At 53.9% G+C, this 12,567-nt stretch carries 7 protein-coding genes; all 7 read right to left on the bottom strand.

Going from position 1 to position 12,567, the window contains the following annotated elements:
- Positions 1-16 precede the first annotated feature (16 nt).
- A complete protein-coding gene (locus tag JW814_06940) occupies positions 17-1,348 on the bottom strand; it encodes an efflux RND transporter periplasmic adaptor subunit (GenBank protein ID MBN2071178.1) in 1,332 nt (443 codons plus the stop codon).
- Positions 1,348-2,727: a TolC family protein gene (locus JW814_06935; GenBank protein MBN2071177.1), complete on the bottom strand. Its 1,380-nt coding sequence runs from the start codon at positions 2,725-2,727 to the stop codon at positions 1,348-1,350. The genes JW814_06940 and JW814_06935 overlap by 1 nt, the downstream gene beginning before the upstream one ends.
- Positions 2,728-2,839: 112 nt before the next feature.
- Entirely contained in the window at positions 2,840-3,265 is a 426-nt protein-coding gene (locus JW814_06930) for a hypothetical protein (GenBank protein MBN2071176.1), read from the bottom strand.
- Between the two features lie 188 nt (positions 3,266-3,453).
- Positions 3,454-5,871, bottom strand: coding sequence for a protein kinase (locus tag JW814_06925; GenBank protein ID MBN2071175.1), 2,418 nt, complete (start codon positions 5,869-5,871; stop codon positions 3,454-3,456).
- Between the two features lie 164 nt (positions 5,872-6,035).
- Positions 6,036-6,284, bottom strand: coding sequence for a hypothetical protein (locus JW814_06920; protein ID MBN2071174.1), 249 nt, complete (start codon positions 6,282-6,284; stop codon positions 6,036-6,038).
- 141 nt (positions 6,285-6,425) lie between these two features.
- Complete coding sequence (locus JW814_06915; protein MBN2071173.1) at positions 6,426-8,939, bottom strand: SpoIIE family protein phosphatase; 2,514 nt, start codon at positions 8,937-8,939, stop codon at positions 6,426-6,428.
- Between the two features lie 84 nt (positions 8,940-9,023).
- Positions 9,024-12,434 carry a T9SS type A sorting domain-containing protein gene (locus JW814_06910; protein MBN2071172.1) on the bottom strand — a complete coding sequence of 1,137 codons (3,411 nt, stop codon included), beginning with the start codon at positions 12,432-12,434 and terminating at the stop codon, positions 9,024-9,026.
- Positions 12,435-12,567: the final 133 nt, after the last annotated feature.

The following is a 12,567-nucleotide window of genomic DNA, read 5'->3' as shown; positions in this document are numbered from 1 at the left end:
TATTTCTCCATCAGGTTTAATGCTCATGACCAATGCACGAAGGGTCCCCTTCTCCCTTTTCGATCTCCGCCTTGAGCCGGAAGTTGTTTTTCGTCGCGACCGCTTCCCCGGCGAGAAGGCCGGAGAGGATCTCGATATGCAGGTCGTTCGATCGCCCGGTCCTGACCGGCCTGAGTTCGAAGAGGCCATCTTCCCTGACGAAGACGCAAGGCACGTCGTCAACGCTCTGCACGGTGTTTTTCGCTACAAGCACGCCGGCGAATCGGCTCGCTATCAGAATATCCGCCGTGATGAAAGTGCCGGGCCTGAGCTTTCCCGAACGGTTGTCGAGGATCACCCTTGCCAGCGCTGTCCTGGTATTTTCGTTTATCACCGGATCGATGTAGCTGATCACTCCTCTGATGACATCGTCTCCCGATCTCGATCTGATGTCCACCTCCTGGCCGGCATCTATCACTCCCGCGTCGCCCTGCTGTATTTGAAGATCGGCCCAGACAGTGTCAAGGTCGGCGATTATAAAAATATCCTCTTCGGCGCTCAACGCCTCTCCGAGCGTTATATGTCTTTTGATGACAGTCCCGCTGAAAGGCGCGGTTATCTTGAAAACGGTAAACATCTCGGCCGGTTCAGACTCAAGCCGGCTGAGATACTCGCTGTCGAATCCGAGGGCGCGGAGTTTCTGCCCGGCGCTTCGCGTCGCTATCTTCGCCTCGGCCAGGGCCTTCCTCGCGTCGAGGTATTCCTGCTCCGAAGAGATATTCTCCTCTCGAAGCTTTTGTTCGCGGATATATACAGCCTCGGCCAGGCCCAACTGTTCGATCGACGCAAGGTACGACGCCTTCGCGTCGGCAAGCGCGCCGCTCCCCACCGTGGCGAGGACCTGCCCCTTATCGACCCGGTCGCCGAGACCTGCCCGGACCGATGTCACTATCCCGGGCATGCGCGGAACGATATGGGCCATCCTGTCCGAGTTGATGACGATCTCGCCGGGAACAGTCCTGCTCATCTCGATTTCTCCGCCCGATACGATCTGCGTCTCGATCCCGAACCTCGCCATATCTTCGTCCGATATGTGAACGACCCTTTCGGCGCCGTGATCGTGCGAGCCGGCCTCTTCCAGACGCGGATCTTCGCCAGGCGGTTCGATCGCGGCAGTATGCTCATGGCCCTCTTCGGCCGCCTCGTGGCCATGCCCGCTGTGATCGTCCACCGCCTCTTCCCGATGCGGATCTTCGACCTGCTGATGGTCATGCCTGTCAGGCGGCCCGGATCTCGGGATCATCTGCGTACCGACTATTATCAGCATCAACAATCCTGTCGCCAGAAGGGCGAATTTCCAGAACCTCATTATTCATCCTCGCTTTTTGATTGAAACAGATCCTCGACCGGGCGTCCGATCAGCCGCTCGAGATCGGCTTTCGCCTTGTGATATTGAGCCAGGGACTCTATATAACGGGTCCTTACCTGGAAAAGAGTCCTCTGCGCGTCGAGAAGGTGCAGGTAATCGAGCTTTCCTTCCCTGTAACTGGTAAGGGACGCGTCGAACACGCTCCGGGCTCCTCGAAGCACGTTGTCCCTCAGTTCAACAGCTTCGGCGTACGCGCCTGAAAGATCGCTGGAGGCGCTTGTCAGATCAGAGCGCACTCTTGCCTCTTCGGCGGCGCGGATCTCTTTCGCGCCGGCCAGGCGATACCCGGCAAGCTCTTTTCCCGCCTGGTTTCTGTTGGAGATCGGGAACGGAATCGATATCCCGAAAACGACAAGATTATCCCCCGTCTCGCTGAATCTCTGCATTCCCCCGCTCACGGTGATGTCGGGAAAAGCTCCCTTCTTCTCGAGATCCAGGGCGGCTTTCTGCCTCTCGACCTCTGCCGAGGCCCTCGCGATTTCGGGATTATCTTTTAGAAACGCGGCAAATTCCGCCCCGGGGGGCAGGGGTTCGATATGCTCAAGATCTCCCGCCGCCCTTGAAAAGACCGGGTCGGCCACTCCCCACATCAGCGAAAGGTTTCTGCGGCAAAGGTCAAGCTCTCTCGCCGAGCGCTGATCTTCGATCATGATATTGGAATGAGTCACTTCCGCCCTCGTCTTCTCCAGCGGGGAATCCTTTCCCGAATCGACCCGCTTTTCCACCGTCTTCAACAGCTCGCCGGACAGCCGTACCAGTTCACCGGTAAATTCAAACTTCTGCTGCGCCGATAGAAGATCGATGAAAGCCCTGGTCACATCTGTAAAAACGCGGAGCCTTTGCGCCTCGTAATCCCAGCCGGCGACCTCGCTGCCCAGCGAAGCGAGTTTCTCCCGTTTCCCCCTTTTTCCTCCGAGCTCGATGAGCCTGCTCAGCTGGATCGTATATATCGCGCCGTCGAACTCCCTTTTCGCTCCCGTGCCTCCGGCATCCTCGACCTCGATACCGAGCTCCGGATTCGGTCTCAATGATGCCTCGAGCCGCATCGCCTCCGATTCGCGGACCTTCCATGAATACGCCTTGAGCCCCGGGTTGCGCATCAGAGCAAGGGCCAGCGCGCCGCGCAGGGTCAGAGGACCGTCCGGCTCCTCGATAACACTTTCTTCCGAAACAACACTCTTTTCAGGGGGCTGATAGAGTTCGAACTCGTTGCCCAGCGGCCTCGGCTCGGGCAGCCTGATCGCCCCGGCGCTTTTCCCGCAGCTCGCAAACGGCAGGATCGACAGGGCCAGAAAGACCGAAAGAAGTTTTCTTGACATGATTATCATCCTGAACATTTAAATTTTACAGATCGGCCCCGCGCTTGATGACGCCGCGGACCGGTCCAATTGAACTTTTTTAATCTGGAATATTAATTAAGCGGGGAGCGATTCAAGCGAGCATGACGACAGACTGGAGCGAATCAAGACGCAGACAGGCCGTATCTTCCGGCGCCCGGGAGAGTCTTGATTCTACAAACTGAAAATCATCGGCAGTCCTGCCGGCGATCGAGACCGCGACGAGAGGGTCCTCGCCTGTCCATGACCTGCCGGGCAGGGTGAAAACAAGTTTCTGGTGATCGTGGGATTTCACCGAGTCCATCGCCTGGTGCGGATGGTCCTCATGGTCGTGGCGGCAGCACTCCTGGTGGATATCGGAGTGGTCCTCTTCGGCGGCTTCCAGGCAGAACCGGCCGTGGAGGCCTTCGCCCGTGTTTGTCTCGAGGCAGGACGGGCAGTAAATCCCCCAGATGAACCAGTTACCGATCAGCATCAGCGATAAAAACGCGATCTGTCTTTTTTTTATTTTATCTCTCATGTGGCGCTGATCTTTCGTTTCCAGGTCGTTGTAATCACCGTCGAAATATATGGCGCCGGCCTTTCGCGCGCAACACCTCTCCCCCTGTATACAAATATATTAACCGCAGGTTCCGGAAAAATCTTAAATGATTCCTTTATGGCGCGCCGGGATCGCCCCGGCACGATTTAGCCCGGCGTGATTGGACCTCAGGGAAGGTCTCGCGCGTTGAAGGAGGAATACCGCTTCATCGCAAGCTCGTTGAGCTTCTTTTCCCTATCCAGCAGGGCCTGGTACCGCCTGTCGCCGTGGAGATTGTCGTAAAATGGATCGTTCAGGAGATCGAGGTAAAAGATATACGGGTATTCCCTTGTGCCTCGTATCTCCGTATCGAGCGCGCCCAGCGCCTCGGTCTTCATTCCGAGAAGAGCGTAGACCTCGGAGTTTGCGAAGATGGCAAGAGCTTCTTCCTTTTCTCCCAGGGCCGCTCTGAAGATCGCCCTGCAATAAGGCAGGTAGGCGTAATCGGGATGCTTCGATTCCGTCAGTTCGATCAGCTCGCGCACCCTTTCAAGATCTCCCATCTTGACGTTCAGGGCGATATAACGGCTGGGGAAAACAAGCGGCACCGGCGCCATCTCAAAATAATTATCGAAATAACGCGCCGATTTTTCGTAGTCGCCAAGTTCGAGATAGCAGACGCCTAGCTTGTACGGCGTCCAGAAGTAATACGGGTCAAGTTCAAGGGCTCGCGCGAGATATGGGATCGCCTGCTCGTAAAGGCCGTGGTAGAGGAGACAGGTGCCGGCAAGAAAGTTCACCTCTCCGAGGTTGGGATTAAGTTCGAGGGCGCGGGTGAGAAACCCGAATCCCTCATCGCGGTTTTTTTCGATCGCGTAAAGGACGTATCCTTTCAGCGCCGCCATCTGGGCCGAACCGGGATCGAAGGCGCACCCTTTCACGCAGACATCGATCACATACTCGCGGTCGCGTGGATCCTCGGTAACCATGTAATGATGTTCGTATGCCCAGGCGAGGCCGTAATATGCCATTGTGAAATCGGGATCTATCTCCAGAGCCCGATGGAACATCTCCACTCCCGCCCTGAAATCATCATCAGCGAACGATATGACGAACTTGCTTTTTATAAAATGCATACCCTTCATGTAATATTCATAAGCCTCCATATCTGGGGCGGCAAATCCGGGCTCCCTGGCCGCGGCACCGGAGATTGTCAGCTCAAGCGCTTTTGCGATCATCGATGATATCCTGTCCTGCACGTCGAAAATGCTCTCCAGCCTCTCATCGAGGGTGTCCGACCAGAGATGGAATCCGCTCTCGGCATTTACAAGCTGGGCCCTGACGCGTATCCTCTCTCCCTCGCGCTGGACCGAACCCTCCACGATATGTTCAACGCCCAGCTCCCTGCCGATCTCCTTGATATCCTTTATGCTTCCGCGAAAGCGTATCATCGACGCCGTCGCGATGACCTTAAGTTCCCTGTAGCGTGAAAGCCGGTCGTTGACGGCATCTGTCATCCCGTCGCAAAAATACTCCTGGTCCCCCGTTTTGCTGAGGTCGCGAAAGGGAAGCACAGCGACAGAATTGTGCCACTGCACCTGCCCGGCGTTCGAATCACTCCCTCCGCCCCCGCGCGAAAGAGGTCTTCCTGGAAGGAAATACCACGCCGCGGCGATAACGGCAATGGCGGCCGCCGCAATGACCACCGAAACAAGAGGGAGCGGCGATTTTGATTTCCCGTTTTTCCCCGGCGCGCCCCTTCCGGCACTCCTGCCCGTGGAATCACCCTTTTCCATCCTGCAGATCGCTTCCTGAAGGTCTACTATCAGGTCATCGGCGTGCTGGTACCTTTCTTTCGGATTCTTTGCCATACATTTTGATACGATCCGTTCGAGTTCGAGCGGTACGCCGCTGCGGACGCCGCTGAGAGCGGCGGGCTCCTCGTTGATCACCGAGAAGACTGTCGCCTGCTCATACTCCGAGGCAAAGGGGCTTCTTCCCGATATCATCTCGTAGAGGATGACGCCGAGCGACCAGATATCCGTCCTCTCGTCGACCGCCGCGCCGCAGGCCTGCTCGGGAGACATATACGCCGCCGTCCCGATCGCGCCTCCTTCCCTGGTCAATCTCGTCATACCTTCCGACCTTGCGAGGCCGAAATCGGTTATCTTTATCACTCCCCGCCGCGACCTGATTATGTTGGACGGTTTTATGTCGCGATGCACTATACCCTTGCCATGCGCTTCGACGAGGCCTCTCGCGATATCGACGGCGATCCGGGCAGCTTCATCAAGAGGCAGAGGCCCCTCGGCGATTATGGAAGCAAGATCACGCCCCTCGACGAGTTCCATGGCGATGAATATTTCCTCTTCAGCTTCTCCGATCTCATAGACTGTGCAGATATTCTGGTGCTGGAGGGACGAGGCGGCCCGCGCTTCATGAAAGAAGCGTTTTCGCGCGTTTTCATCCCCGGAAAGTGAACGGGAAAGGAACTTCAGGGCGACATGCCTGTTGAGGTTGAGATCCTCGGCCCGATACACGACGCCCATACCTCCAGCTCCGAGATTATCGATGATCCGGTAGTGCGATATGGTCCTTTCCAGCATCGCCTGTATCTCTCCCGCCTTTCTCTATTGCCAGAAGCCGGGGCGGTTTCATCGATCGATATACAGAGCCCAGAGGCCCCGCACTTTTCGTCAATAAAATAAGGTGATAATAACCGCGCCGGTATGACGTTACCCCGGAAGAAACGGATTTGGCAAGGGATTATTCAGTCGTTTTCAGATCTGGCAGCGACTCCGGACCGGGAATACTCCTCGATCAGTCTGTCCGCTTTCATGATATTATTTGGTGAGAGTCCTTCGGGAACAGGGATATTCCTTGTTAGCAGTTTTAACCTGGCGCATTTCGAATAGTCCCCACGGCAGAAGTCATTTCTGTAAAGTTCCGCCATTGCCGGCATGTTCTTCATCTTGGCGTTGAAGAAAGGGCATATTTCAATTCTCTTGCAATCGGTCATCATAAAATTCCCAGTGGCAAACGGCACTTTTTACTGAGGCCTATTACTCTCTTCACCATATTATTATCGGCGGTCTATCGCGATCGCTTGATCTTTTTTTCAGTAAATCGCAGCTTTTTGCGCGGCACTTTTCATCTGATTCTACGCTTCGAGCACTTTGAAGGCGAGCAGCGTGAGGTCGTCGCTCATCGGGTTGCCCCTGATAAAGCTCCCAGCTTCGACCTCGAGAGCTTCGAGCAGGCGCCCTGGTGGCAGATCCCTGTTGGCGGCAATGAATTTCTCGATCCTCGCTTCCTCGAACATCTCACCGTCGGGATCTGTCGCTTCGCTCAGCCCGTCGGTGTAGAGAAATACCAGGTCCCCCTGCTCAAGCTTTACCTGTTCGAGCTCGTACGAGAAATCAGGCACCGCGCCGAGGATCAGGCCCCCCTGCTCGAGAAGCTTTACAGACCCGTCCCTGGAGACGACGTATGGAGAGTTGTGCCCTGCGTTGACATAGCTGAAGAGAGAGGTGCGCCTGTCGTAGATCCCGATGAAGAATGTTATGAACTGGTGAGCCTGCGTGTTTTCGTATATCAGGTGGTTGATCTGATCGACGATATTCTTAAGGTTGCTCCCTATCTTTACGGCTGTCCTTATCGACGCCTGCAGGTTGGACATCAGCATCGCCGCTCCGGCTCCCTTGCCCGAGACGTCCCCTATTGCCAGCACGGTGAGGTTCTCGTCGAGATTGATGACATCGTAGTAGTCTCCTGCTATCTCGAGGCATGAATCGCTCTTGCCGGCCACTTCGAGCCCGGGAGTCGCGGGAAGCGACTGGGGCAGGAGCCCCTCCTGTACTTTTCTGGCGATGTTCAGCTCGTTTTCCAGCCTGTTTTTTTCGATATTCTCTTCGAGAAGCATGATATTTTCAGTCGCTATAGCTACCTGCGAAGAGAGCGACTGGATCAGCTCCATATCGGCGCTTTTGAAATCGCTCTGCTCCGACTTCGATCCGACCGCCAGAAACCCGATCAGCGTCCCGTGGGTCACCAGCGGCAGCACGAGAGCGATGCGCTTTTCCATGATCCACTTGAGTTCTTCAGCGGTCAGTTCGATTTTTTCGGCGGCGATCGCCTCGTCGACCATCATCGGCCTGTTCATCAGCTCGAGCAGCCCCCGGCCGAAGCTGCTGTCCGGCATGAACGGCGTCTCCTCGCCGCTCCAGTGCCTCATCGGCTTACCCGATCCGGCCCTGATGACCGGATAGACATCGGTCACCTTTAGCGCCTCTCTGAATCGCGCCTCGAGGCCCTGCCAGAACTGGGCCTTGTCCGGAACGAGGATGGCATTCGTGAGAAAATCCCTCAGTATCAGCCTTAGCCTGTTTCTCTCCGGATAGATCCTGTCTTCCAGCATCCGCTGGACCCTTCTCTGGGCAGGCGTGAATCCGATCGCCATAAGAAGGGCGACAGGAGGCACTATGGCACGGCTTTCAACCCTGATACGCGAGAGAAGCGCCCCGCTGATAAAATAGACAAGAGCGAAAAAGACCGCCAGCAGGAGCCCGGTGACGATGGCGTAGCGCGTTCCCCTCTTTATTTTTCCTTCTACCTCGAGAAGGCGGTAGCGGCCGAAAGCATAGGCGAAGGAAAGGGGCGAAAGAAGAAGGCTGAGGAAAGTGAAGATGATGATACCCATCAGCAGGTATTGCGACTGCGACCGGAACCAGGCGTTGGCGATGTTGCCGACGATCATCAGAAAGAGTATCAGGAAAACGCCCGTACCTGTTCCCCACAGGACCAGGCGCGTCTGCCTTTTCTCGAGGTTGTCCTTTGTCTTTCTGCTGTACAGGGCCAGAAGGATGAAACCGGTAACTATCTGAACCAGTACGAGAAGGCCGATTATCAACTCCCCTTTTATCGCATCTAACGCCATAAGAAGCAGGATCGTTATAATGGGAACGTATGTCAGAAGATAGGTGATAAGGGGATGTTTCTGTACAAAGAGCCGCGGCTTCGGAAAGAGAAACTGAAGGTTCAGCCAGAAGGCGCCGACGAAAACGATGATTATCCCCATGGCATCAAAGAAATACTCCATCCAGGGAATCGTAAATGCCGGGATCCTGTGCATCCCTAGGTTGACCGCGCCTACCATGAAAGCGGTCATCGAATAGCAGAACATCGCCAGGGCCCTGACCGCCCCGGAATCTGGCCGTTTCATGAATGCCCAAAACCCGACGCCGGCGAACGAGAAAGCGATCAGGACCCGCAGGAAGTGAAGTATTGCCAGCGGAGAATACGAAAAAGCGGTTACTTTGACCGTTTTGATCACTGTTCTGAGAGTGTCCTCGCCGCTCTTGTAGACGATCGGGATCTCCAGTCCGGGAGGACTGCTCAGCTTTAGCCTTGAGAGCTCTCCCCTGCCTGAGAGGGAGTCGGCGACCTGGATCAGCGTATCTCCGATAGCGGGGTAGGGCGGGGAGAGGTAATCGAGCGAGTCGATACTGGTGAAGATGAACTTCCCGTTCTGGCCCTCGGTGAGCACGGTGTTTACATCGCCGAGAGACTTGCGCTTGATGACCCTGTACGATTCCTGCGTAAAGAAAAGCGCGGCAAAGAGAACGAGCGCTATCCCTGTGACAAGAACCGCTTTTGATATTATCCTGGACAACATCGGTCTATTATATAGCCTTTTTATTGGTTGTTATAGAATTATTTTCCGGCCGCATCCTCTGGTATCACCAAAAAAAGACAGCTCCTACCGGAGCAGGACCATCTTCTTCGATATCGTCTCTTTTCCGGCTTTCAACCTGTAGAAATAGATTCCGGAGCTTACAGGATTGCCATTTTGATCCTTTCCATTCCATTCTTTCGAGTACTGCCCCTTATCCTTGTACACATTGATCAATTCAGCTATCCGTCTGCCGGCAACGTCGAAGATCTCAAGCCTGACGGTGCAATTTTCAGGTATATAGTACATTATTGTTGTAGCAGGATTGAAGGGATTGGGATAATTCTGGAATAAGCAAGGTACTTCAGGTGTGCCTGTTGTATCATGCTCTTTGATAAAGTCATCACTGCCAACAAGTATCATGAAGCGAGCTTCACTGACTTCTTCTATAAATCTCCGCTGACCAATATCAAAATGATATGAATCCTTCGTTCTGAGATTTATCGAGCTGCCTGAATACCTGTCCACCAGGATAACTTCGAATTCTGACGGGATCGACTTGATACCATCGAATTCTATTATTATTTTATCCCCGCCAGCATCACATGAAAAGTTCTTGGCAATATCGAAATGCCACGCATACCCGGCAAAATCTTCATTTTCCCTGTTAGATACAAGTTCTTCTGATCCAGCACCGGGGGGCGGAAGAATATCAACAGCATATCTTTTTATACCGCATTCTCTTCCTGGCCGTACAAAATAGAGGGAAATACAGCGGCCGGGCGCCTGTGGAGGTTCTGAACAGTCATACCTGTCCCAGCCTGCGTGAGCCGAAGCGTTAACACCCAAGTAATTGGACATGTCCTCAGCACCGCAAGTAATCGCCATTAAAGAAATTCCCCAACCTGTTTCCGGGATGCAACGGTTCATGGCCATTGCCGGGTCTCTCCAGGCCGACAGGTCAGATGCATCTGAAGCAGGAATACTCATCTCGACTGCCGGACCGTTGTTCATCACCCAGTATCCCTCGAACGGTTCGAGATATGTAATTCCAAGTTCATAAGCTCCCGATGAGGGATTCCACCATACAGGATCCTCCACGTCAAACTGATTGGATGAATACGAGTCCCCTAACAGAATAGAATCCCAGCTTACTGTGAAAATGAACGGATTCCCGATCATATTCCACCCGGGCTTGAGTGTGAAACTGAAAGGCGCATCGGTCGGCGTTGATGCCCCGGCATGCGGCTCCGTATCAAGCAGAAGCGATTCACTGGCGACCACCCAGTAAGCCTGTCCTTGAACGATCGCTGAAATGGTATCATTTGGTATCTCGATATAACCAGAGCTTCCCGGTTCATATGTGAACATCCTCCATTTGACAGGATCCACGCTACCTAAATCATCACCCAGCATTCCAAGAAGTGTGTTTTCAGGTACATCCAGCGGAATGGAGATCATCGAATAAGTTCTGGCCGGAATCGGTTCCGGGAAGGCAAGGTTATCCACAATACACCGAAAATACTCCCGGTCATCTGCTGACGGGTAAAGGCTCTCGACGACACCGTTATAAGCACCGACCTGAAACTCCAGGCCCCTCGCACCTCCGACAGACGTCTGAATCTTCACGCTGTAAAGATCGTTGTACGGATCATCGAGATCCAGATTCATCCTGGCGCTCTCCAGAGTCTGCATGCCGCCTGAAGTATAATACAGGACCAGAGAATCGACCTCTACATGATCGGCCATGGCAAAACTCAGGGCAAGTGTATCTCCGGCCTGTAGAATACGGTTCGAATAATCTGTCTCGTTTGTCCATTCGAAAGAGATCGGCCTGCCAGTTCCGCTGAATGTAACCAATGCCAGGGTGTCACCGTTCGAAGCATCCTCGAAATATATATTTCTGAAATGATCCCCTCCTGAAAGGGGATTAAAGAACACGGTGCCACTGATAAATGAGTCCGGCGGTACCGTCAGGCCCGAATGAAGGCTGTCACCGAATTCCGGCTGATAGAAAAACTCGTCCGCCAAGCAGGGCGCTTCGCGAAGCACGAGGGGACTCCCGAGGTGATTATTGAAGACCAGTTCGGCGGAGGAAGTGTCTCCGGCTGTGGTTACAGGGAAGACCAGCGATGGAAAGACCAGGCTGCTTCCGAAACCGGCTCTCTGAACGAATACCTTCTCCCATTGGTATTCCGGAGATCTGTAATCCCCATATACGATGTACGCTCCTCCCGAACCATCCGGGATCATACCCTGGGCTCCAAAGTCCTCATCAAGATCTGCGATATGGAGCCCACCTTCCGGCCAATGTTTATTGCCGCCAGCGTCGACCCGCTGAGCTAAGATGATGAACCCTGAAGGCGAAACCGATCTGCGCCAGGATACTATGGCGCCCCCCGCATCATCTGGCGCAATATCGAGAGATTTATCACTATATATCTGAACACTGCCGGGAATCCAGAGAAGATCCCCGTTTCTGTCGACTCGCTGAAGATAGTGGCGGCTGGAAGCCATAACAATGGCTCCACCGCTGCCGTCTTCGACGGCGAGAGGAAAATCATAACTGGTTGCTCCAAAAATTTCGACACCACCCGAGGTCCATAATTCGTTTCCACCGGGGTCAAGCCTCTGAGCATAGATAGCATACTCGCCATCTTCATAGTTCACCCATGATACTATCGCCCCTCCAGAACCGTCAGTTACGATAGCCAGCCGCCTCTGAACGACTGAATCGGGATTCAGGAGAATGCCGCCTTGCCAGACAGGATTGCCTGCGGCATCAATCCTCTGCGCGACTATATCTCTTATCAAGCCATCTGTTTCCCTGTACCAGACCATGATTGCGCCGCCTGCGCCGTCGCCCGTGAGAACGGTTGTGGCATTACTTTCGTCATAGGTTCCCACGATGTAGGGGCCAGCATTAACACCCCCGGCAGTCCAGAGAGTATTCCCGGCTGAATCGATACGCTGGGCGTAAATTGCGTAGCCGCCGTCCCGATTATCACACCAGGTGATGATCGAACCACCGTATCCATCCTCCACCATGACCAGCTTATACTGGAGATCCGGATTCTCGCAGACCACCACTCCCCCCGTTTCCCACAGAAGGTTCCCATCCTCATCGATCCTCTGGGCATAGATATCTGATGATTGCAGCCATGCAGTTATCGCGCCACCGGCATTATCGGAAACCATCCTGTGGCTACTGCCGTCTTGAGCCGTAACAGTTATCGCGATTCCTTCGCGATTCCAGAGAAGGTTCCCGTTCTCATCTACCCTCTGCGCATAGATCCCATCATACGATCCAGTTACGCGTACGTCGGCCCAAATGACAATCGCACCACCATTACCGTCAGTAGTGATCTTTGGTTCGAACTGATGAAATTCGGCCGTGCACACCTCGACACCGTCTGTAATCCATGCCCCGCTAAGCCTCCCCGCAAGGACAAGGACCGCAACTGCGCTAAATAAAAGCTTTTTGCCGTGTTTACTCATAACAGAAAATCTCATTGTATGCTTAGACAATATCGATAATTCTATCAGAATTAACCGGGGCAAGTAAATAAATTGATCACTCTGTACAAGTTAAACAGATAAAAGCATGATTAGCCTTTATAAAGTATTTTCG

The sequence above is a fragment of the Candidatus Krumholzibacteriota bacterium genome, from assembly GCA_016932415.1.
GTDB lineage: Bacteria > Krumholzibacteriota > Krumholzibacteriia > Krumholzibacteriales > Krumholzibacteriaceae > Krumholzibacterium.
Note: the sequence above shows the minus strand (reverse complement) of the source record. Positions and strands in the feature narration are given on the sequence as shown.